Origin of the sequence: Veillonella denticariosi JCM 15641 (genome assembly GCF_002959855.1) — a bacterium.
Classification (GTDB): Bacteria; Bacillota; Negativicutes; order Veillonellales; family Veillonellaceae; genus Veillonella; species Veillonella denticariosi.
The window spans coordinates 174,033-197,114 of record NZ_PPDB01000003.1 but is presented as its reverse complement, the minus strand read 5'-3'; the positions used below and the strand labels follow the sequence as shown (position 1 = coordinate 197,114).

The 23,082-nt window shown below is 41.6% G+C and carries 26 protein-coding genes and 1 riboswitch; of the genes, 25 read left to right on the top strand and 1 reads right to left on the bottom strand.

What is annotated here, in order from left to right:
- Nucleotides 1-4 precede the first annotated feature (4 nt).
- From VEHSUH05_RS03420 to VEHSUH05_RS03330, 20 genes are all read left to right on the top strand, one after another.
- On the top strand, nt 5-472 hold the full coding sequence (locus VEHSUH05_RS03420; protein ID WP_105090723.1) for a hypothetical protein: 468 nt from the start codon (nt 5-7) through the stop codon (nt 470-472).
- Nucleotides 473-666: 194 nt separating this feature from the next.
- A complete protein-coding gene (locus tag VEHSUH05_RS09295; protein ID WP_170007093.1) occupies nt 667-831 on the top strand; it encodes a hypothetical protein in 165 nt (54 codons plus the stop codon).
- Between the two features lie 12 nt (nt 832-843).
- Nucleotides 844-1,221, top strand: coding sequence for a hypothetical protein (locus VEHSUH05_RS03415; protein ID WP_105090722.1), 378 nt, complete (start codon nt 844-846; stop codon nt 1,219-1,221).
- 625 nt (nt 1,222-1,846) lie between these two features.
- Nucleotides 1,847-2,023, top strand: coding sequence for a hypothetical protein (locus VEHSUH05_RS09290; protein WP_170007091.1), 177 nt, complete (start codon nt 1,847-1,849; stop codon nt 2,021-2,023).
- A gap of 137 nt (nt 2,024-2,160) precedes the next feature.
- Nucleotides 2,161-2,733, top strand: coding sequence for a hypothetical protein (locus VEHSUH05_RS03405; protein WP_054674321.1), 573 nt, complete (start codon nt 2,161-2,163; stop codon nt 2,731-2,733).
- Nucleotides 2,734-2,735: 2 nt separating this feature from the next.
- Nucleotides 2,736-3,125 (top strand): hypothetical protein, encoded by a 390-nt coding sequence (locus tag VEHSUH05_RS03400; protein WP_105090721.1) that lies wholly within the window; start codon nt 2,736-2,738, stop codon nt 3,123-3,125.
- A gap of 14 nt (nt 3,126-3,139) precedes the next feature.
- The gene (locus VEHSUH05_RS03395; protein ID WP_054674325.1) at nt 3,140-3,541 is read left to right on the top strand and encodes a hypothetical protein; all 402 of its coding nucleotides are present in this window, start codon (nt 3,140-3,142) and stop codon (nt 3,539-3,541) included.
- A gap of 229 nt (nt 3,542-3,770) precedes the next feature.
- Entirely contained in the window at nt 3,771-4,193 is a 423-nt protein-coding gene (locus VEHSUH05_RS03390; RefSeq protein WP_146104587.1) for a hypothetical protein, read from the top strand.
- Between the two features lie 322 nt (nt 4,194-4,515).
- The gene (locus tag VEHSUH05_RS03385) at nt 4,516-5,124 is read left to right on the top strand and encodes a hypothetical protein (protein ID WP_054674329.1); all 609 of its coding nucleotides are present in this window, start codon (nt 4,516-4,518) and stop codon (nt 5,122-5,124) included.
- Between the two features lie 211 nt (nt 5,125-5,335).
- The gene (locus VEHSUH05_RS03380; protein ID WP_054674331.1) at nt 5,336-5,641 is read left to right on the top strand and encodes a hypothetical protein; all 306 of its coding nucleotides are present in this window, start codon (nt 5,336-5,338) and stop codon (nt 5,639-5,641) included.
- A 216-nt stretch (nt 5,642-5,857) separates the two neighbouring features.
- A complete protein-coding gene (locus VEHSUH05_RS03375) occupies nt 5,858-6,193 on the top strand; it encodes a hypothetical protein (RefSeq protein WP_146104586.1) in 336 nt (111 codons plus the stop codon).
- A 267-nt stretch (nt 6,194-6,460) separates the two neighbouring features.
- The gene (locus VEHSUH05_RS03370) at nt 6,461-7,672 is read left to right on the top strand and encodes an argininosuccinate synthase (RefSeq protein ID WP_054674335.1); all 1,212 of its coding nucleotides are present in this window, start codon (nt 6,461-6,463) and stop codon (nt 7,670-7,672) included.
- Nucleotides 7,672-9,099 (top strand): argininosuccinate lyase, encoded by a 1,428-nt coding sequence (argH, locus tag VEHSUH05_RS03365; protein WP_105090719.1) that lies wholly within the window; start codon nt 7,672-7,674, stop codon nt 9,097-9,099. Before VEHSUH05_RS03370 ends, argH begins: the two co-directional genes overlap by 1 nt.
- Before the next feature lie 540 nt (nt 9,100-9,639).
- Nucleotides 9,640-10,971, top strand: a complete 1,332-nt coding sequence (gene potE, locus VEHSUH05_RS03360; RefSeq protein ID WP_105090718.1) for a putrescine-ornithine antiporter — start codon at nt 9,640-9,642, stop codon at nt 10,969-10,971.
- Nucleotides 10,972-11,098: 127 nt separating this feature from the next.
- Nucleotides 11,099-11,286: riboswitch (cobalamin riboswitch) on the top strand.
- Between the two features lie 214 nt (nt 11,287-11,500).
- Nucleotides 11,501-12,439, top strand: coding sequence for a nickel ABC transporter permease (nikB, locus tag VEHSUH05_RS03355; protein ID WP_105090717.1), 939 nt, complete (start codon nt 11,501-11,503; stop codon nt 12,437-12,439).
- Entirely contained in the window at nt 12,439-13,260 is an 822-nt protein-coding gene (gene nikC, locus VEHSUH05_RS03350; protein WP_054674370.1) for a nickel transporter permease, read from the top strand. The genes nikB and nikC overlap by 1 nt, the downstream gene beginning before the upstream one ends.
- Before the next feature lie 155 nt (nt 13,261-13,415).
- Complete coding sequence (locus tag VEHSUH05_RS03345) at nt 13,416-14,984, top strand: ABC transporter substrate-binding protein (protein WP_105090716.1); 1,569 nt, start codon at nt 13,416-13,418, stop codon at nt 14,982-14,984.
- A gap of 12 nt (nt 14,985-14,996) precedes the next feature.
- Entirely contained in the window at nt 14,997-15,794 is a 798-nt protein-coding gene (locus tag VEHSUH05_RS03340; RefSeq protein WP_105090715.1) for an ABC transporter ATP-binding protein, read from the top strand.
- Nucleotides 15,787-16,596 carry an ABC transporter ATP-binding protein gene (locus VEHSUH05_RS03335; RefSeq protein WP_105090714.1) on the top strand — a complete coding sequence of 270 codons (810 nt, stop codon included), beginning with the start codon at nt 15,787-15,789 and terminating at the stop codon, nt 16,594-16,596. The genes VEHSUH05_RS03340 and VEHSUH05_RS03335 overlap by 8 nt, the downstream gene beginning before the upstream one ends.
- A 213-nt stretch (nt 16,597-16,809) precedes the next feature.
- On the top strand, nt 16,810-18,363 hold the full coding sequence (locus VEHSUH05_RS03330; RefSeq protein ID WP_105090713.1) for an ABC transporter substrate-binding protein: 1,554 nt from the start codon (nt 16,810-16,812) through the stop codon (nt 18,361-18,363).
- A 138-nt stretch (nt 18,364-18,501) separates the two neighbouring features.
- Here VEHSUH05_RS03330 and VEHSUH05_RS03325 read toward each other — a convergent pair whose 3' ends face one another.
- The gene (locus VEHSUH05_RS03325) at nt 18,502-19,437 is read right to left on the bottom strand and encodes a YiiG family protein (protein ID WP_105090712.1); all 936 of its coding nucleotides are present in this window, start codon (nt 19,435-19,437) and stop codon (nt 18,502-18,504) included.
- A 256-nt stretch (nt 19,438-19,693) separates the two neighbouring features.
- On the opposite strand from VEHSUH05_RS03325, the gene VEHSUH05_RS03320 reads away from it, so the two are divergent.
- From VEHSUH05_RS03320 to VEHSUH05_RS03300, 5 genes are all read left to right on the top strand, one after another.
- The gene (locus VEHSUH05_RS03320; protein WP_105090711.1) at nt 19,694-20,518 is read left to right on the top strand and encodes a sulfurtransferase; all 825 of its coding nucleotides are present in this window, start codon (nt 19,694-19,696) and stop codon (nt 20,516-20,518) included.
- Between the two features lie 8 nt (nt 20,519-20,526).
- On the top strand, nt 20,527-20,763 hold the full coding sequence (locus VEHSUH05_RS03315) for a hypothetical protein (RefSeq protein ID WP_054674342.1): 237 nt from the start codon (nt 20,527-20,529) through the stop codon (nt 20,761-20,763).
- Nucleotides 20,760-21,515: an exodeoxyribonuclease III gene (locus VEHSUH05_RS03310; RefSeq protein ID WP_054674344.1), complete on the top strand. Its 756-nt coding sequence runs from the start codon at nt 20,760-20,762 to the stop codon at nt 21,513-21,515. The genes VEHSUH05_RS03315 and VEHSUH05_RS03310 overlap by 4 nt, the downstream gene beginning before the upstream one ends.
- A 7-nt stretch (nt 21,516-21,522) precedes the next feature.
- Nucleotides 21,523-22,239 carry a 7-cyano-7-deazaguanine synthase QueC gene (gene queC / locus VEHSUH05_RS03305; RefSeq protein WP_105090710.1) on the top strand — a complete coding sequence of 239 codons (717 nt, stop codon included), beginning with the start codon at nt 21,523-21,525 and terminating at the stop codon, nt 22,237-22,239.
- 209 nt (nt 22,240-22,448) lie between these two features.
- Nucleotides 22,449-22,940 carry a QueT transporter family protein gene (locus VEHSUH05_RS03300; protein WP_105090709.1) on the top strand — a complete coding sequence of 164 codons (492 nt, stop codon included), beginning with the start codon at nt 22,449-22,451 and terminating at the stop codon, nt 22,938-22,940.
- Nucleotides 22,941-23,082: the final 142 nt, after the last annotated feature.

Genomic DNA, 23,082 nt, shown 5'->3' with positions numbered 1-23,082 from the left:
TTTTATGGATCAGTTTCAAATAAGTAAAATGTTAAACATGAATAATTTACAAGACAGTTTAAGGTCTGGTAAATTAAATACAAATGAAGGTAAGCAGATATATAAATTTTTGTTAACAAATGAGTATTATATATCTAGCGAGTATGAAGTAGTAAATAGTCTCTTTAAAGTTATGGTTATAAATAACTTGTGGGATGCTCAAATTGCATTGCGATATTTTGAGTACTTAAATTATGAAGGTTGGGAATATGAGTGTTTAATAGTAAGAGGACTACTTTTAGAGAATAATATAAGTTTGGCTGGTGAATTCTGTTTAGAAACCAAATTAGTTCAAGATGGTCTTAGTTACTTTAGAGATAATTCTGTTTGGAGAGGTATTGATTATGATAATGAGCATATTCCGATATCTCCTGCAGAGTGGGGGATTAGTTATGATTATAAGAAAAAAATTTTTTATGAAAAAAATAACTAGATTTAAAAACATCATTGTAAACTTGAGCAATAAACCATCTTGTTTATACGATTTAGATTAATATCTTAAGTTATTTTGTTTTAATACGAATTGACAAATAATAATAAAAATGGCACCTTTTAGGAGGTGTCATTTTTATTATTGTCTTTAGACTGGTTCGCGACGTAGTCACAAATCAAAAAACCACTCATTTTATGGACGAATCTGAGTATGTTGCTATATCTCATAGTATTGGTCAAGGTGTTAATGCTTATCAGGATGTTTATTATGGACCTAAAAATGCAGAGGAAAGACAAGCAGATAATATTGCGTATACGGATGAAGTTATTCAAGATGGTTTTGAAGGTATAAAAGATTAGTGAGGAGGAATTATGAACGCTGGGCGTGTCTTAAGTAGTATTTTAATTGGTATGTATGCAATATATATTATACGGAATAATACAATAACTATTGCAGGAGCAAATACTAAGAGAAGTCTAGTTCTTACGATGATACAATTAGGTCAATTATTAATGATTGAATTAATGATTATTTTCGGGGGGACGATTTTACATAGCTTTTCTATTTTTTCGTTAATACTTGCTGGCCTTCTTTGGGGAGAAATGTTTGCACTAAAGCAAAATCTGAATGAATATTTTATGCGCAAAGAGGGGAAATGTTATGGCATTAGTATTATAGGTATAGGTCGAATTGTTGTGTCTGTAGGACAGAGTATTTTTCTGATCCTTCTTGGAATCTGGAGTTGGTAAAATTTAACAAGCGTTAAAGTTAAGAATATAATATTTTAGTATTTACAGCAGATAGCTGATTATCAACAATCAGCTATCTGTTATTTTTTATTGTTTTATCTATATCGAATAATTCCTATTAAAATTACCAGATTTTTACGATTTTATGAGTGCTTTATGATAAAATGAAAGGCATGAATACTTAAACAACTAGGTCTATTACTTATAATGGCGACAGAATTGAATACGAGTTGACCATCAAGCGCGTGAAGAACATGAATCTGCGCATTATAAAGGATGGTATTGTTCATGTGTCGACGAATGCTTATGTGCCGGAGCATCGTATTAATTTGTTATCGATAATATGCCGTTCATTGAGCTGACATGGTTCAAAATCGATGCGCTCAATGCAAAGCGTATCAAGGTGTTACAGTATGTCGATGGTGAAGGTTTATCTATTCTCGGCGTTCTTGTTATATTGTGCCTAGTTGAGTAGGCTGGAAGCCTCATATTGATTATGCTAAAAATGCATTTGAAGAAGTACATCGCTTAAGTGATAAATACCATTCGAAAGACGGTTCCGCACAGAAAGTACCTTTACATGCTGCAATTGGTGAAATTACATCACAGTTAGCAGGTAACCCAAATGGAGCGGGGGGCTGTAGCGGCGGGCGTTAATGAAGTAGCGATTAAGAAGATTATTGATACGGTAGGAAAAGATCATCCGGATCAAGCACAAATACTAAGTGCTGTTTTGGGAGTGGCTGTTAATAAAGTCATTGATAAACCAGTTTCAGTTGGTGCAACAATGGCTTCGATGTGAACTAAATATAATTTACTTCATTTATTTTTAAACCAGCAATAGATTATGTTGATAGAAGTAAATTACAATATAATCAAGTTTATTCAATAGACGCATCTGCAGATATTATAAATGGAGGTATTGCTTCTGTTGATGGAATGGTAGGAGTTATAGTAGATAAATTTGGTGGAATTTATGATCAAGTTGGTGGAGATTTATCAATATCTGATAATGTTATTCCTGTTGGTGCTACTGTTAAAGTAATTACATTTCCTAATATTCCCAATGACCCAAACTCTGCGGAATTGATAAAAGAGTCGATAAAAGGAGGTAGTATAGGTGTAAGTGCTACCTATAATTATATTAACTGGTCGACTGGAGTTGCAATTCCTTCAAGTTTAGATGATTTTTCATCTCAGAATCAAAGTATTCATTTTGATACAGGTGTTACTACTACTGCGCATGGAATATCAACCTTTGGTGGATATTCTAGTTATGTTGGTAATCTTTCTGATGCAGACATTTGGGGAAGTGATTATAATACTAATGTTTTAGCATATTTTAAAGCTCATCCGAATAGTGGATTAGAACTATATAATGGGTCTGCAGGTAAACTTGTATTGATTAGACGTCGTCCATTTGGAGCTGAAATATATGATGGTTATGGTGGGTTCCATCATTTTAAAGGTTTTGATGAGTATTCAAATAAGATGCATTGGAGACGATATTAATAATGGATATAAAATTTATCAAATTTATCATTAAATATATTCTTTTGGGAATAATTACTAGTATGTCATTTTTTCTGGTATTGCATATCAGCAACTATTATGCAATTAATCGATATCCGTATGCTTCAAATCTATATATTGAAGTCTTTAAATTGTATAATGAGGAAATTTTAAAAGAAATATCTTGGACTAAGCTTTATCATAAAATGGGGGTTTCTGAATCAACAAAAATTAGGGTTATAGGTAAAGTAGATAAAAATATGGGGACTAAAATGCAATCAAATTATACTCTTCTGGATGAGAATCATTTAATGTATGTATCTAAAGGTGTAGATGATGACTATTTATTAATTTTTGATAATGAAAGTTTAGTTATTGGTATCTTTCAGTAGAAGAGGAGTTCTTTATGAATTTATTAAAAGCATTCCTTGTGGCGTTTGGCATGATTTTAGGTATGATCTCTGCCATATATATAGGCTCTGCTATTGATACGTATTTGGAAAAAGAATATTCTTCATATTCTATAGTTTATTGGGCTGAGTTTAAACAGCTTGTAAATACGAATGCATATGAGATAGTGTTTATTAATCCTAAAGTTATACGAATTGGTAGCTTTACACCTCATTTTATTGCGCAAGTTAATTCTAATGGTGAAGATATTGAGCTGCAATTGAGAAAAGCTGGATGGATACTCAATGATGATGTTTATAAAAAGTCAGTAAATAATACGATTTATATTTTAAAAGTAACTCAAAAAACTGGGTCTCTTGAATTTGAAATGTTTGCTGATTCAGATATTACGGAATAACAATCAAAAAGTAATCCATAGTGCTTTTTATTCTTATTTTAATCAGCAGATAGTTGATCATAACCTATCAACTACCTGCTGGTTTTTTATTGCTTAAATAATATAGAGCGATTCTATTAAACTCACCAACAAAAGCTCCGGCTAGAGTGTAGGCACTATATGAAATATTAGATGATGGAGAAGAGGATCCATATGAAGAGTATAATTGATGACAAATGGAGATTATCATATGCGTAAATGGAGTTTTTTTGCATTTCTAGGCTTGGTTGTAGCAGTTTTTCTTTTTCATTCAATTTATAATAATTCTCAACTGGACTTTAATAAAGAGCGTGTTAAAACTGTACAGGATGCCGTTATAGAGACTATAAAAAATAATGATAAAGTAAGCGTTAGTTCAGTCGGAGAAGGTCATCGCCCTAAAGGAGGGGGCTGGAGCATTACAATTACCTTTGTATCTCAATTGAGTGAAAGTGAAACTGTGGATTTAATACTAAATCCACTTAAACCTATTATAAAGTCTGATATAATTAATAAGAGAAGCACTAATAATAGTACTTCCTATCTTTTATCACATAATAATTATGGGGTCTATATGCTTTATAAAGATAGATATGATGGAAATTGGGAGATCGGGATTACTAGTAATCTGTAGTGTGTAATTTATTACTTCAAACAGCAGATAGTTGGCTATATCCTGTCAACTATCTGCTGTTTTTGATTATAGGGCAAAATGTGTTGCAATTTTAACTCTATGAGTTAAAAAAGAACGATTATAATTATGTAAATCACTCCAAACAATGGCTCTTTTTTATGTTGGAGTTGAATTTTTTAACCTTGACCGTACAATCATAATATTATATATGCTAGAGGCTTACGTGGGGCGTATGGGAATCAGAAACTTTAGTGATGAAAAACTTTATAGAATAAATAGCTACTTGCGTAGACATAATATTAAATAATGAAAGGGGTAATTGATGCTTAAAAATTTGAAAGTAATATTTTTTTCGCCATTGCGTGCAGACATTAATCATATCCTTAGTAGTACGAAGGTAACAACAGCATTATTTTACTTCTTTATTGCTTGGTTGACCTTGCGAGTAGCTTATGGTACTCATGGAGTTTTTATAAGAGATTCTCTGAGTGTTATTGCTCAACCTTTTAATATTGGGAAAATTAGCTTGTTATCATATGTAGTTGATTTCTCTACAGCTGTTTTAGTAGATAACTTTTTTATAGCATTACTGTTATGGTTAATTGTCGGTAGATCACGACAAATTGCAATAAGAAAGTTTTTCTTAATTACACTTTATATATCCACTTTTTATTTATTTTGTTTAAGTACAAAAATTATTTTAATACATCCTATTAATAGCCTTAAATTTTACAATGTGTTTTGGTATGGACTTGCTGCAGATGCAACAAAATTAATAATAACTATACTCAATGGCTATGTCTTCTTTCTATTTAATGTGATGCTGTATCGACTTGTTGCATTAAATAAAGTATTTGTATTTTTCTTATCAATTGGATCTATTGCAATAGCAGCAAAACTTTCAAATGTATTAGATGCATGGCTAAAATAGTAGAAGCTTATTATAAAAGGAGATGAACTATTGGGGCATTTTAAATCGTTCTTATTGCTACTGTTTAAGAAAAATGGTGAAGCATTAATTGACCGGATATCATTTAAAGAAGTTTTCATCGTATATAGTATGTGTTGGATATGGGGGGGTAGTTTATTTGAAAGCGGGACGTGTTTTAGTAAAGTAACAGACTCTTATAAACGGTGTAGAAATGTACAAGATTGATATTTTAAGAATAATTTTCCTGATTACTATTGCATGGACAGGGAGTATTATTTATAGAATTGAGATAGCCCAAACTTTAACAGATGAAAAATGGGAAACGATTAAGAAGTTTAGACGGTTTCCAAAGTTAGTTAAAGTTTTAAATCAGCTAGCATTACTTGCTTTATTACCGATAGTAGCTTCTTATGTAATATTTAATAATGATGTTCAGTTTATTCGTACTACTATATTATGGGACGGAGTATATACACTGATTTTAGTAATAGGTTTATATCAAGAAAATATAAGTTGATGAATATGCTAATTATTATGCTTTTAATATATCTAATACTCATGGGATATATTTTAAAAATAATGTTTAAGTAAATTTGATATTAAATTTGCAGGATGATTTCTTGATTATGATGGTAGTCACTTTACAGTGATTCTGATGTTGTACTATTAACGAGATGAGTAGGAATGAAGTAGACGTTGATTTTAGTGAATCAGAAGGATTAACGTATTGTGTGTGTTATATAAAGTTGATAACCAGTTGAAAACGCAATATTCTGCTTCTCAAGAAATATTTTGGGCTGAATTAAGAACTCTTACGAATGAAGTTGATCTTAAAGTTGATTCAATTACACCTTTTATTTTTGATATAAGTACGCTTTCTCCACATTTTGTAGTTAAGTTTATGGATGTAGACGATTCTAATAATATTAAAAAATTTATATCTAAGAATGGATGGGAGTTGTCGGGGAACTATTATCAAAAGGAGATTGATGGACAGTTATATTATTTATCTATTAAGGAAGATACTCCTGATGAAGTAGTATTAGAGTTTTCTGAAAAGGGTCTTTGAAATAAATTTACGATTAGTCGCTAATCTACAGGTATGTGATTAGTATTGATACTTTTGAAGTTTGATTCGGAAAATACTTACAAACCGAACTATATTATATAATTGCATAAAAATAATACTTGCATTTATAAATATACGAGTGTATACTATGTTTTGTCAGATTGGTGAAATGCTTTCACCGGCTGTAAAGCCATGGGGCTTTCACAGTTGTCTGATAGTGTATCACGTATATTATAGAAATATATAATGGGTTTATGAGGTGTTATCATGGGCAAAGCAAACAAAGTAGTACTTGCGTATTCTGGTGGGTTGGACACATCTGTTATCATTCCTTGGCTCAAGGAAAATTACGGTTGCGAGGTCATCGCCGTGTGCGTTGATTTGGGGCAGCCTGAGGATTTCGATGCTGTTGAGAAAAAGGCTATCGCGTCCGGCGCGTCCAAGGCGTATATCGTCGATGCGAAGGAGGAATTCGTTAAAGAATATGTATGGCCTACTGTGAAAGCCGGTGCCGTGTACGAAGGTAAATATTTACTCGGAACATCTTTTGCGAGACCTTTGATTGGTAAAATTCTGGTTAATATCGCCACTAAAGAAGGCGCCGATGCGGTTGCTCACGGTGCGACCGGTAAAGGTAACGATCAGGTGCGGTTTGAATTGGCTATCAAAGCCCTTGCACCGAACTTGAAAATTATCGCGCCATGGCGGGAATGGGATTTGAAATCCCGTACGGACTGCATGGAATATGCGGCGAAGCATAACATCCCTGTAGTGGCCACTAAAACGCATCCGTATTCGATGGACCAAAACGTATGGCATTTATCTCATGAAGGCGGCGATCTTGAAAATCCCGCAAATGCTCCTAAAGATGATGTGTATTTGGTGACGCATACTCCGGAACAGGCCCCTGATGAAGCCGGTTTTGTGACGGTTACTTTCAAAGAAGGCGTACCGGTAGCCGTAGACGGTGAAAAAGGTACCCCGTTGCAATTGTTGGAAAAACTCAATGAAATCGGCGCTCATTATGGCGTCGGCGTCGTAGATATCGTGGAAAACAGATTGGTAGGCATGAAATCCCGTGGCGTTTATGAAAATCCGGGCGGATCTATCATCATGTATGCGCACAGAGAATTGGAATACCTTTGCCTCGACAGAGCGACGTATCACTATAAAGAACTCATTGCGAACAAGTATGCGGAACTCGTGTACGACGGCATGTGGTTTGCGCCGTTGATGAACGCGTTGCAGGCATTTGTGGACGAAACGCAGAAGACGGTAACGGGCGATGTGAAACTCAAATTGTACAAAGGCAATATCATTTCTGCAGGCAGTACCTCTCCATATTCCTTGTACAGCGAAGATTTCGTAACATTCGAAGAGGATGATGTATACGATCAGGCTGATGCAGCCGGATTCATCAACCTGTTCGGTTTACCTCTTAAAATTAATGCGTTGATGAAAGAAAAGGCAGGTTTATAATGGCTAAATTGTGGGGCGGGCGTTTCACAAAGGGCACGGATAAAGCGGTAGAGGATTTTACATCCTCTATCGCTTTTGACGCTCGGATGTACGCCGAAGATATTGCCGGCAGTAAGGCACATGCGAAAATGCTGGCTAAACAACATATTATCTCCGACGCGGATCGGGATGCAATTGTGGCGGGCTTAACGAAGATAAAGGGGCAAATCGATAAGGGGGAGTTCCCGTTTTCCGTCGCCCTTGAAGATATTCATATGAATATTGAAAAGCGCCTCACCGACGATATCGGTGAAGCGGGCGGTCGTTTGCATACAGGGCGTAGTCGTAATGACCAATGTGCGGTGGATTTGCATATGTACGTGCGCAAGGCTGTTGTGGAAATGGGCGAACTCATCGTGGATATGCAAAAGGCGCTCATCGAAACGGCGGAGAAATACAGCGACGTAATCATGCCGGGGTATACTCATTTGCAACGGGCGCAACCGGTGTTGTTCGGACATCACATGATGGCGTATTTTTCCATGTTGGAACGCGATTTTGACCGCTTGCTGACGGTCTTTAAGCATGCCGATATTATGCCTCTCGGGGCGGGTGCATTAGCGGGCAGCACATACGGTATTGATCAGACGTACACACAGGAGCTTTTGGGTTTTTCTCGTATTTATGAGAACAGTATGGATGCCGTATCCGACCGTGATTACGTAGTCGAATTCCTTGCCTTTGCGTCTCTTGTGATGATGCACTTGAGCCGTCTCAGCGAGGAACTGATTTTGTGGTCCACCAATGAGTTTAATTTTATTGAACTGGACGACGCGCACTGCACGGGCTCCAGTATCATGCCGCAAAAGAAAAATCCCGACGTATGTGAACTGGTGCGCGGTAAAACAGGTCGTACCTATGGACATCTGTTGGGGCTGCTAACGACACTCAAAGGTTTGCCGTTGACGTATAACAAGGATATGCAGGAGGATAAAGAGGGGATTTTTGATGCCATTGATACGGTTCACTTTGCATTATCCATCAATGCGGCCATGATTCGGGGTATGAAGGTAAACGGTGCTCATATGAAAGCAGTCCTGGATGACGACTTTTCGAATGCGACGGATATGGCGGATTATCTTGCGAAAAAAGGCGTTCCGTTCCGTGAAGCTCATGAAATCGTGGGCAATGCCGTACATCATTGCATCGAAAAGGGCTGTGTACTCCTCGATTTATCCGTAGAGGATTTCAAAGCCATCTCTCATCATTTTGATGCGGATATTCTTGATGCCATCTCCATTGAAGCCTGTGTAGCGGGACGTAACAACTACTCCGGAACCGCACCGGAATGCGTGGAACGGCAACGGAATAACGGTAAAGCCGTTATCGCTGTAGAAGAAAAACAAATTGCCGACTGGAAGGTCATTGTTGAATCCGTACAGGGATAAAATAATTCATCAGTATAGCTGAAAAATTTATAAAGCCGATATATACATAATCGTTGATTTGCCGTTAAGGGAATCGATATAGACCTATGTATATATCGGCTTTTGGTTTGCTGAAACTGTTATGTATTGTAAGTGAGAATGTACTATAAAAATGGTGTAATTTTGTGTTCGCGTACAGTGGACTGTAGAAAATAATAGTCTTGTGCCACGATACTATAACCGTCATAGATAGGAAAAACCACATATAGACACAGGATAAAATAGGGTAAAAATATATATTGTCATCGTTAAAATAAATTCAGTTCGTTTTACATGTTAAATTATATATGATTTATTCAATTCGTGTAATATGGCATGTCCGTCAATAAAGTACTTTCATTTTGAACTCATAGGTGATATTATTGGAGTCGTATTAAGAATAAAAACGGTAAATCCACATTCAAGCCCATCACAGCACGAACTGGATTTACTTAGCGGTATATATAGTACAAGTGAATTATGGACGAGAAAAAATTCACCTTAATGAAAGGGGATTGATACATGAAAACCACCGCTAAAAAAATGTCTGTATTCCAGCTAACCACAATGGTAGCAGCCAATATGCTAGGAGCTGGGATCATTATGTTACCGACTAATTTGGCTCAAGTTGGTACTATTTCAGTTTTATCTTGGCTCGTGACAGCTGTGGGTGCGCTGGTACTGGCGTATATTTTTGCTCAAGCGGGTATGTTCTCCACGAAACGTGGCGGCGTGGGCGGCTATGCAGAATACCGCTTCGGTAAAACTGGACATTTTATGGCGAATTATGCTTACAGCATATCGCTTATCATTGCTAATATAGCCATTGCAGTATCTGCAGTCGGTTATGGCGCAGTTTTCTTTGGGGTTGATCTTAATGCCATTCAGATGAGTGAGGCGGCAATCGTATTGCTCTGGTTCGCGGCGATTTTGAATTTCCGCGGTAATCGCTTCACCGGTCAATTAAGCAACCTTACTATTTGGGGCGCTATCGTCCCGGTCCTTGTAATCGGAACTCTCGGTTGGTTCTGGTTCAACCCTGACACGTACATGGCGGCATGGAATCCAAACGACTTGCCGTTCTTTGATGCAATCAAACAATCCATTGCATTAACATTGTGGGGCTTCCTAGGATTTGAATCTGCTGCAGCGAATGCTGATGCTGTAGAGAATCCAAAGAAAAACGTGCCTATTGCGACTGTAGCGGGCACATTAGCAGTGGCGGTGATTTACATCTTGTCCACTAACGTGATGGCCGGTATCGTGCCTAACGTTGATCTCTTAAATTCGAACGCACCATTCGGGTTGACCTTCGTATACATGTTCAATGATATGGTGGCTGATATCGTAATGGCGGCTATGGTGATTTCCTGCTTCGGTGCATTATTGTGCTGGCAGTTCACCTTGTCTCGTGTTTTTAAAAGTTGCGCAGAGCACGGCTATTTCCCTAAGGTGTTCGCTCGCGTGAACAGCAAGGATGCTCCCGTGCGTGGCGTCTTTATCCTGTTGGCTATTGAAACGGCGATTACATTATTTACGGCAGATGATTCTCTTCGTCAGCAATTTGAAAATCTTGTAAACTTGGCCGTTGTAACTAATGTGTTCCCTTATGTATTGTGTATCTTAGCTGTAACGACTATGATGCGACAGGAGGGTGCTGCAGAGGTGAAAGTTAAAAGATTCGCACCGGTTGCGATGTTTGGCGTAGCATACTGCTTGTATGCAATCTACGCATGTGGCGTGGATGCGATGATGGGCAGCGCTATTGCTATCGGCATCGGCTTTGTAACGTATATGGTTCGCAAAGCATGGCTACATCGCCGCCAGGTCGGTTTACAACAAAGTATCGATTAAACTCTCGTCTTTTAGAGGCTGTTACTACTGTAACGGCCTCTTTTTTGTGCCCTGATGTGTGCTTTGTACCCATAGGGGGTATGTGTATTGTAAACTAAGTATAAATATAGTATATTTATAATCGATAAAAATGAATAAACTAATGAGTGTCGGTGTATACCGAGCGTAAAAGAGGAAAATGGGTGTGAATCCCATACTATGCAAATAGCTGTAATGAGGAGCAAGGTTTCATTATAGGGTCACTGGGGAACTGGGAAGGCCGAGATGTTGCGATGAATCATAAGTCAGAAAGCCTGCTCTAAAGGAACGGTATATTGTATATGGTATTTCCTGTTTAGGTTAGTCAGGCTGACTAGCCTTTTTTTGCGCATATTTCCCGGTAGAGCTCAACGTGTGTGGAGGGCTCCATATTGCAAAGCAATAAAATTATGGAGATAGGAGATATTAGAATGCAGCAGCTTGGAGAGGCACTTATAAGTTATTCATGTATCGCTGGTATTTCGGGTTTTAGAGAGTTTAGGAGGTGCCTATGGGCAAACGCATTGCCAAGCAGATCGGTCAGTTTATTGTGACCCTGTTTGGCATTACATTTTTGACATTTTGTCTAACCTATTTAGCCCCCGGTGATCCGGTAACGATGTTATTGGAAACGGCGGATACGATTGTATCTCAGGAAACGATTGATGAAACGCGAGCACAGTTGGGGCTCGATAAGCCATTTCTGGTGCAGTATGCGAACTGGGTTGTCAATGCGGCGCACGGTGATTTGGGGATGAGTTATTCCTCGAAAAAACCGGTGGTGGATCGCATGCTGGAGGCTTTGCCGGGAACGGTAGCTCTCGCGGGAACAGCGTTAGTATTTACATTGCTGTATGCATTGCCGGCAGGGATTGTGAGTGCTCTTAATCGGAATAAATGGATAGACTATCTGCTCAGATTTGCTTCCTTTGTAGGTATCTCTATGCCGACATTCTGGTTGGGCCTAGTGTTAATCTACATTTTTGGTCTTAAGTTAGGTCTGGTTCCGATTGCATCGTCCCGCGTAACGGCAACGGGGGTCATTCTCCCGGCGATTACATTGGCCGTAGTGGTAGGTTCCAAGTACATGAGGCAAGTACGTCTTGTCATCCTGGAGGAAATGCAGAAGGATTATGTCATCGGTGCTCGCGCTCGTGGTGTCAGCGAAGTGAAAATCTTATTCGGCCATATCTTGCCGAATGCATTACTTCCATTGATTACCATCTTGGGCGTGCTTATCGGATGGCTTTTAGGCGGTGTAGCCGTAGTGGAAATGGTATTCTCCTGGCCTGGCCTCGGGAATATGGCGATTTATGCCATCACCATGCGCGATTATCCGCTGATTGAAGGTTTTGTGTTGTGGGTTGCATTAGCGTATATGTGCATTAACGCTCTAGTAGATGCATCGTATATCCTGTTGGACCCTAGATTAAAACGGGAGAGAGCATGATGACAGAATTTATTCAAAAACATAAATTGTTCTCTTTCTACAGTATGTTGATGCTCATCGTGGTGTTCATCGCTATCTTTGCACCATGGCTTGCACCGGGTGATGCTTTCACATCGAATATGAGTCAGGCTCTGCAGGCGCCGAGCGCACAGCACTGGTTCGGCACGGATAAGCTGGGCCGCGACGTATTATCCCGCATCATTTACGGTACGCAGTTGTCTCTCTTCATGGGCGTGTCTATCGTCGCTATCATGGTGACAATCGGTACCGTTATCGGTGCGGTGGCAGGTTATTTCGGCGGGAAAATCGAAATCGTCCTCATGCGCATGGCGGATATTATGTTATCCTTCCCGGGCGTTGTATTGGCGATTGCTATCGCCGGTATTTTGGGTGGTAGTATTGTAAATACAATTCTCGCTTTGTCTGTCGTAGGCTGGGCGAAATATGCACGTATCGTGCGTTCCCTTACGCTGAAAGTACGCGGCGAGGAATATGTAACGGCGGCGGTTATGATGGGGGCCTCTACGGGAACCATTCTCAGACGTCATATCATTCCGAACATTTTACCTCTCGTCGTAACGACCGGTGCTCTCGATATCGGTGCTATCATGATTGAGGTTGCGGGCTTATCCTTCCTAGGTTTCGGTGCGCAGCCGCCGACTCCGGAATGGGGCCTTATGCTCAATGAGGGGCGTCAATATTTACAGACGAGCCCATGGCTTATGGTATTTCCGGGGATGTCCATTTTGCTCGTCGTAGCTATCTTCAATCTCTGGTCCGACTCGCTGCGTGACGTAGTGGATCCTAAGAATCAGGGATAAATTTTAGCCTAAGGTATATTCAGGAAAAAATCCGAAATATATTCCGTGAAAGAACCGTCATGTGGCGGCGGACTGTAATGTGGTTTTACCATTACTGCCAATCATAGTGTGGCATGGTGATATTTTATATGTTGTAACTGTACAAGGAGATTTACATGAAAAAATCTTGGAAAAAGGCCCTCATAGCAGGCCTTAGCATTGTGATGATGGGTTCCTTCATTGCCGGTTGCGGTGCTGATAACAAAGGTGCCGAGAATAAGGATACGTTGAAAGTAGCCGTAACAAACTTCGCATCTACATTGGAACCGACTGAAAACTTCTTCGCATGGGTTGTTATGCGTTACGGTGTGGGCGAAACATTGACGAAATTTGACGAACAAATGAAGCCGCAGCCATGGATCGCCTCCAAATGGGAAGTATCTGATGATAAGAAAACCTGGACTTTCACAATCAATGACAAGGTAAAATTCTCTAACGGCAAAAAGGTTGATGCGGCCGCTGTAAAAGCATCCATTGAACGCGCTTTTGAAAAATCCAACCGCGCCAAAACGTTCTTCAAATATGATTCCATCGAAGCGAACGGTCAACAATTGATCATCAAGACGGATAAGGAATACCCTAACATGCCCGGTCTTTTAGCGGATCCGTTGTTCCTCATCGTCGATGTACAGTCTGAAAAAGACGGCCGTAACTTTGCTAAAGAAGGCCCGATCGGTACAGGTCCATACGTAGTGAAATCTTTCACGAAGGAACGCGCTGAAATGGTGGCAAACGAAAATTACTGGGATGGTGAAGTACCGTTCAAGACTGTAGAAATCCCTTCCATCGATGATCCGAATACGCGCGCTATGAGCTTGCAGTCCGGTGACGTGGACATGGCTGTTAACATCGGCCCCGGTGAAATCGGTTTGTTCCAAGGCAACGACAAGTTTAAGGTAGATGAAATCGCATCTCTTCGTGTAGTATTGGCGCGTATCAATCAACGTGGTATCCTTGGCGATGACAAGGTTCGTGCTGCGGTTATTTCCGCAACGGACCGCAAAAACTATGCGGATGTATTGTTAAAAGGTACATTCATTCCCGGTTCCGCTCCAATTCCACCATCCATGGATTATGGCTTCAATGACTTGAAAGACCCTAATGCGTATAATGTGGAACGGGCAAAACAATTATTAGCGGAAGACGGCTGGAAAGATACTGACGGTGACGGTGTTCTTGACAAAGACGGTAAACCGTTGACATTCAACTTCGTTGTATATAACTCTCGTGCTGAGTTGCCACTTTATGCGGAAGCTGTACAAGCGGACCTCAAAAAAGTGGGTATCGATATGAAAATCAAGACTGTTGACTATAACTTGATCGATAAAATGGGTCAGGACGGCGACTATGATATGCTTATTTCCAATATCGTAACGGCGAATACGGGCGACCCGATCTGGTTCTTGGCGAATTACTGGCACTCCAATATCAATGGTTCCAATCCTCAAAATGGTTCTGGTTATTCCAATCCAGAGGTTGACCAATTGTTAGATGCGGCAGAAACTGAATTTGATCCTGCTAAACGTCGTGATTATGCTATTAAAATCCAACAATTGTTGATGAATGACGGTGCAGCATTGTTCTTGGGCTATCCTAAAACTAATATCGTAACCGGTTCTTACTTGAAAGGTGCTGTTATGTACCCAAGTGATTACTACTGGATTACAAATAAAATTACGAAATAATGAGGAGCTGTAATGGCGGAAAACGTACTTACTGTAAAAAACCTTAGCATCGCGTATCAAGGTGTGCCTGCTGTTATGGATGTAAACTTTACCTTGGAACGCGGCAAGGTATTAACCATCGTAGGGGAATCCGGATCCGGTAAGACCACCGTAATCCGGGCCCTTATGGGATTGTTGCCGGTAGGCGGAGAAGTGACGGACGGAACCCTGGTGTTTAACGGTCATGATCTTCGCACACTATCTAAATCAGAATGGCGGTCTATACGCGGTAAAGATATGGCCATGATATTTCAAGACAGCGGTAGTGCATTGGACCCTATCGTGCGTATTGGAAAGCAGTTTCGTGAGCTGTTTAAAGCGCATATAGACATTACTGATGATGAATGCGACCGACGTGCTATTGAGTTGTTAGCGTCCGTATCCCTGCCTGACGGGGCGGATATGTTGAAACGATATCCTCATGAATTATCCGGCGGTCAACGTCAACGCGTGGGAATCGCTATGGCGCTTGCGTTAGACCCGGCACTTCTCATCGGCGATGAACCTACATCGGCGCTTGATGTGACAACGCAATCTCAGGTGGTAATGCAAATGCTCGAGCTTTCAAAGGAACATAATTCGGCAATCGTCATGGTAACGCATAATCTCGGTGTGGCCGCGTATATGTCTGATTATATCCTCGTTATGAAAAAAGGCCGTGTCGTCGATGCGGGAACGCCACAGGATATCTTGGAAAACCCATCCAATGCATACACGAAACAGTTGAAGGATGCGGTACCGACATTGGGAGGAGGCCGTTACATTGACTGATTACGCAATAGAACTAAAACATGTATGCAAGCGCTTCCCTTTGCCGACCGGCGGTGAACTCGAGGCGTGTAAAGATATCAATATCACGCTTGAGAAAGGCCAGTCCCTGGGCATTGTAGGGGAATCCGGTTCCGGTAAAACTACGCTGGTGCGCATGATTATGAAGATGCTTCCTATTACGGAAGGCGAAATTTATGTGGACGGTGTTGAAATCCAGCATATGAATCGGGAACAGACGAAACAATATCGTCAAAAGATTCAAATGGTGTTTCAGGATCCGTCAGCAGCGTTTAATCCGCGCATGAAAGTAAAGGACATCATACTGGAGCCTCTATATAATTTCGGCTTGCTCGAAAAGGGTCAAGAGGAACGAATTGCCGGTGATTACCTGGAAATGGTAGATTTACCGCGTGAGTTTATGCATCGCTATCCTCATGAAATGTCCGGCGGTCAGCGCCAACGCGTAGCGATTGCTCGCGCTATCGTATTGGAGCCGGAAATTCTCGTTCTCGATGAAGCGACAAGTGCCCTTGATGTATCCGTACAGGATTCCATCGCATATCTGTTAGCGAGATTGCAGAAAAAGAAAAATCTGACATATCTATTCATCGCCCATGATATTGCATTCATCCGTACTATGTGCCACAAGGTCGTAGTCATGTATAAAGGTGCTATCGTGGAGGAACTGGATGCGTTCCATCTGGCTGATGCAAAACATCCATATACGAAGGTGTTATTGAGTTCTATTTTTGAAATCGGACAGGACCATAAACCGTTGACGATGGATAGTGTAGCAGAATAAGAACATGGTGAAAGCCCTTTTTGATATGTTCCCCCCCCCCTTTACTGGACAACCAGTAAAGGGGGGGTTTTTGTACAAATATTCATAAATTCACATTGTGTAAATACTCGGAATATAGTATATTTGAATAGATTTAGTATACCCATATGGGTATATAGGCGTATGTTCATATGAAGTTATATACATAGATTTGTGTGAAAGGAAGGTGCGTAGATGAAAGGATTTAGCAAGGCTTTATTAATAGGTGCCGCATTGGGTATCATGGTGTTTGGTACCATTGGTTGTATGAATCAGTCGGAATCGGGTTCCGATGATGTCCTTAAGGTGGGCACTATCGGTTTTGCCAGCACATTAGAGCCGACAGCGGATTATTTCAGCTGGGTGGTGGTGCGTTACGGTATCGGTGAAACACTCGTTAAGTTTGATGACTCCATGCAGGTGAAACCGTGGCTTGCAACATCCTGGAAACAGGGGGATGATAAATTGACCTGGACTTTCACCATCAATGACAAGGTGAAATTCTCAAACGGCAATCGCTTGACGGCTGAGGCGGTGAAAGCATCACTGGAGCGAACTTTCAAAAAGAGTAATCGCGCTAAAACGTTCTTCAATTACACGGAGATAACTGCAAAGGGTCAGGAGCTCACGATTAAGACGGACAAGCCGTATTATAATTTGCCGAATTTGTTAGGTGATCCTCTATTTCTCATTATCGACGTGACCGCAGAGGAACAGGGGCGTGATATCAGCAAGGACGGTCCCATAGCGACAGGTCCGTATGAAGTGGAATCGTTTACAAAGGAACGGGCGGTACTTAAACGCAATGAAAATTACTGGGACGGTAAAGCCGGATTCAGCAGGGTAGAGGTCCCTGCCATCAATGATGCGAACACGCGTGCGATGGCGTTACAGTCCGGCGATGTGGACATGGCCGTCAATATCGGTCCCGGAGAATACGAAACCTTTAAGAATGACAAGAATTTTACGGTCTATGAAACCGCATCATTGCGAGACTTGATGGTGCGTATGAGCCAAAAAGGGGCGTTGAAGAGTGCCAATCTTCGCAGCGCTCTTATCAGTGCGGCCCCTCGTGAGGAATATGCGAAAACCCTTATGAAGGGGACTTTCACACCGGGGAAAGCACCGTTGCCGCCATCGGTGGACTATGGATTTAATCAGTTGCGCGACCCGAATGCATATAATGTGGAACGTGCGAAGGAATTACTGGCTCGCGACGGGTATCGTGATACGAATGGGGACGGCATCGTCGATAAAGATGGGGAGAACCTCGTATTGACGCTTTATACTTATGCATCCCGTCCTGAATTGCCGCTATATGCGGAGGCGTTGCAGGCGGATTACAAGAAAATCGGTATTGATGTGCAAATCAAAATCATGGATTATACCGTGGTGGATTCGATTGCGCAGTCCGGCGATTATGACATGATTTTATCCAGCATAGTCACATCTAATACGGGGCAGCCCGTGTGGTTCTTGAAACAATATTGGGGGACCGGCAGTGAAAATAACGGTACGGGATTTTCCAATGCACGATTTGATGAACTCTTAGCACTTGCTGAAAGCTCCGATGATCAGACGGTACGCCGTAATGCCGTTATTAATGCACAACAATTGATGCTCGACAATAGCGTAGCCCTTTTCCTGGCCTATCCGAATATCAATGTGGTAGGGAATAATAAGATTGACGGCATCGCTATTTCTCCTGCGGAATATTATATTATTACGAAGGATTTGAAGCGAAAATAAGCTGAAAACAGTTATTCTAGGAATAAGGTTAGAACATAAATAAACCTCCTGAGGCTTACCTTAGGAGGTTTATTTTTCCTGTTTTAGCATTTAAATTAATAATGCCGACTCCGACGGTAATCGGACTCGGCTTATTCTTCATTTTTTGCTTTTTTCGGTTATATCAAGATCATTCATATTAACGGAGTTGGCTTTGCTCACCATCTTGTTATATTTTATAAACAACTGGGTATATGCTTCGCCGTAAGATGAATTGATAATGATGTAGTTCCGCGCCTCTGCAACGAATTCCTTTGTGGAATCCTGATATGCTTTTACAGCGGCCTGTGTGCTTGGCGTGGAGCCGGGTTGTAATTTATTGATGCGTTGTGTAATCTGTTGCAAGTTGGATTCGACCTTTTGTGTGTCGGTGTTGCCGTCCGGGTCGATAAGGTTGATCGTCTGTGCTGTGATAAGGTTGAGTTCGATAAAGTTTACCGCATTTTCCCGTTTTTCCTCTTGGAACTCACCCATGCGTTCCTTGTAGAGTTGATTGTTACGATTATCCAGAGCGAGATCCAATGCATTGTAAGCGGCATTGAACTGTTCCGCCAACGGTACGTATTGAGCGGCTAAATCATCGCTGCCCTTGTAATTATCTTTTTCATAGGTTCTTGCTACGTAATAGGCTTGCAGTTGATCCGCAATCGGAATGATTTGATCTAAAAGGGCAAGCACGTCATTTGTTGCCTGATTTACATCCTCATAGGCGGTAGGACTTTCCTGCTTTGCTTCTTCTAAAGCCTGTTTTAAGTCCTTATATTTCGGTAAGGTAATCGTTGTGTTGTGTGTACCGTTTCGAAGTTCTTCAAGGGTTGGTTGTAATTGGCTCTCGTAGGCCACGCTGTAAGAATTATACGCATCCAATGCATTGATATAAGGTCGAAGCGCGTTGATTTTGTCCTCTACGGTAGAGCGATATAAAATTGTCGCTGTATTGGATGATAAGAGGGTATATACCCCGTAGATTCCGCCACCAATAATAGCAATGCCGAGTACAACGGCTGCAATTAGTTTGATGTAACCTTTTTTCAACTGTGTACGCTCCTTACAACTACACAAACCCTTCTAGATACCTAGTCTAATTACACACACAAGAGTAATTAGTTACATTATATCATATGTTAAAGGGGTAAAAAAGACGTATAGGGCACAGAATTATAAGAGATTCATGAAATTTATTAATATTACTTCTTATGAAAGCTGATATTCATTGTCTACAACCTTCCTTCGTTATATAATAAACATATCGCATCTGATATTTTCGATATGTTTATAGAAAGGAGTACATATGTCTAATTTTATCACTCCTAAAGAATTGTTGAGTTGTCTAGATGAAGTCATCATTCTCGATGCTCGCGGGTATCAAAATTATAAGCAGGGTCACATCAAGGGGGCTTATGCTGTCGATTTGGACAAGGATTTGACAGGGCCGCTCGGTGAGCACGGCGGTCGTCATCCGTTGCCCGATATGGATCAGTTGGCGCATACTCTTGAATCATACGGGATAACACGCGAATCGAAGGTTGTCATTTATGATTCCTGGTTGTTTCTGGCCGGTCGTTTGTGGTGGACGTTGCGCTACATGGGGCTAAAGGATGTGCGCGTCTTATCAGGCGGCGTTGAACGCTGGATTAAGGAAGGTCATACTTTAACGAAGGAACCGACACCGTTGCCGGATAAACCGTCAGTGTTCAATTATGAATTGCAGACTCATATGGTGATGAGTCGCGATGAGGTTCTCAAGGCCAGTGAAAGCGGTGATCATGTCATCATCGATGCCCGTGCGCCGCACCGGTATGACGGGTCTGAAATAGACACTATGGACGGTATGACCGGGCACATTCCGGGTGCCGTGAATCATTTTTATGAAAGCGGCTATACAGCGGACGGTCCTAAATCTGTCAAAGATTTGGAGGCCGAGTTTTATAACGAGTTATACCAAAGTCGGCCTCTTGTGACGTATTGCGGGTCCGGTGTTACCGCGTGTAATGCCTTGATGGCGATGAGTGAAATCGGGCTTGAATCCGCTTTATACGTAGGCAGCTCCAGCGACTGGGTGACCTATGACGGATTTCCGCTCAATACCGGCGTCGAAACCTTGCAACAGTCCTAGGAGGTATGATGGAAAGTTTAAAACACATATTGTCAATCATCGCATTTGGTTATTTATGCTATCATATCTATACGTTCGGGCCCGGTGCATTTAATGTAACGGTCATGATTATTTTCCTTCTATCCGTGCTGGCTAATTATTATCGGGGAAAAAAGGAAAATGCCATGCGTGCCAATGAGGAGTCCCGAAAGGCCCGTGCTGAAGCACGCCATGCGAAGAAGTATAAAATAAAGGAGTTTAAATGAAGTTAATTTCTTGGAATGTAAACGGCCTGCGTGCCGCTGTGACAAAGGGATTTATAGAATCCTTTAACGCATTGGATGCGGATATTTTTTGCCTGCAGGAAACGAAGTTGCAACCGGATCAGATTCAACTGGAATTGCCCGGCTATGAACAGTTTTGGAACAGTGCGGTGAAGAAGGGATATAGCGGTACCGCCGTATTTACGCGTATCAAGCCGCTTTCCGTGACAAACGGTATCGGTATTGAAGAACATGACCAGGAGGGGCGTGTTATTACCGCGGAATATGATAATTTTTATCTCGTGTGTTGCTACACGCCGAACAGTCAGCGTGAGTTGGCGCGTCTCGATTACCGTATGACCTGGGAAGATGCGTTCCGCAATTACTTGCTTGAATTGGATAAGAAGAAACCGGTTATTCTCTGCGGCGATTTAAATGTGGCGCATCAGGAAATCGACCTTAAAAATCCGAAGACAAATCGCAAAAATGCGGGCTTTTCCGATGAAGAACGGGCAAAGATGACGGAATTACTGGAGGCCGGCTTTACGGACACATTCCGCCACCTCTATCCGGATGCGATTGAGAAATATAGCTGGTGGTCATACATGGGCAAGGCGCGTGAACGGAATACGGGATGGAGAATCGATTACTTCATTACATCCAAGCGCCTTGATGACAAGATTAAAGAGGCGAAGATTCATCAACAGATTTTCGGCTCCGACCACTGTCCTGTAGAACTCGATATCGACTTATAATCGTGTTCTGAAAGGAGAAATTATGGCTCAGAAACAACGTGCCGTTGTTTTGTTCAGCGGCGGCGTGGATAGTACGACATGTCTGGCGCTTGCCATTGAGCGGTTCGGTAAGGATAATGTGGTGCCGTTGTCAATCCGATACGGTCAGAAGCATGGCAAGGAATTAGAGGCGGCAGCCGCCGTTTTGGCGCATTACGGTATCGAAGGAAAGACGATGGACGTGACGAAGCTGTTTGCTTTCAGCAATTCGTCCCTTTTGATGCAATCCGATGAAGCCGTGCCTCAAGGTTCCTATAAAGAGCAGCAGGATCGGGAAGGGGACGGTCCGGTGAGTACCTATGTGCCCTTTAGAAACGGATTGTTCCTGTCGGCGGCGGCGTCCCTGGCCCTATCACTCGACTGCGGTTATATTTACTACGGCGCGCATAGCGATGATGCGGCAGGGAATGCCTACCCGGATTGTACGGAACAGTTTTATAAGTCCATGGGCGATGCCATCTTTGAAGGCTCAGGTCAGGCCTGTTCATTGGAGGCGCCTTTCATTAATGTCAACAAGGCGGATGTGGTGAAAGAAGGATTGCGCCTTCATGTGCCTTATGAATTGACGTGGTCCTGCTACGAAGGCGGAGCGGTGCCGTGTGGACATTGCGGTACCTGTATTGACAGGGCCGAAGCGTTTCGTGCCAACGGCGTTGAGGACCCGGCGATTCATTTCGCGAAATAATCCGGTTCGTCTGACGTTGCGGAATAGGCGTTGAACTTTCACCAATTGCGAAACAATCGGATATATGCTAAGATGTGTATATGTCGAAAGGCGACAATTGAATAAGACAGTTTGAAACCATCCTGTCTCTAAACAAAACTACGGAAAATCATAAGCATTCGAGCATGGTAGTTTTGCCATGTTCTTTTTTATTTGAGGAGGTGAGTGTTATGAGTTCTACCCGAAAAATGACAATTTCCGCTATGGTTGTAGCGCTTTATATCGTCTTATTGTATGTGACCCAAAGTATTTCTTTCGGAGCTTATCAAATTCGTATAGCAACATCATTGTATGCACTTGCTTATGCCTTTCCGTTTTTGGTGATTCCCATGGGGATTGGCAACCTCATTTCCAATTTTTTATTTGGCGGCCTCGGCATTCTCGATATGCTGGGCGGTTTCGGTGTCGGCATATTGACGACGGGTATCATCGTAGGCATGCGCCGCATGGGGCTCAGTTCGTGGTGGGTTATCTTGCCGATTATCCTGGTGCCCGCGCTCTGTGTGCCGTTGTGGCTCAGCCAGTTGCTCGATATTCCCTATTGGCCGCTGGTATTGAATCTTTTAGTGGGACAGACTGTGCCGGCTGTGGTCGGATCTGTTCTGGTGAGATCCTTAATGGCGAACCCACGTATGATTGCATTGATGGGGACTTTTAAATAAAAGTGTCGGAAACCTTCGCATGAAATAGCAATCCTTCGTATGAAATAGCAATCCTTCGTATGATAATATTGATGAGGCTTTCAAATAAAAGAGCGTAAACTCTGTATATGTAGAGTTTACGCTCTTTTTATGCTTATAGCAT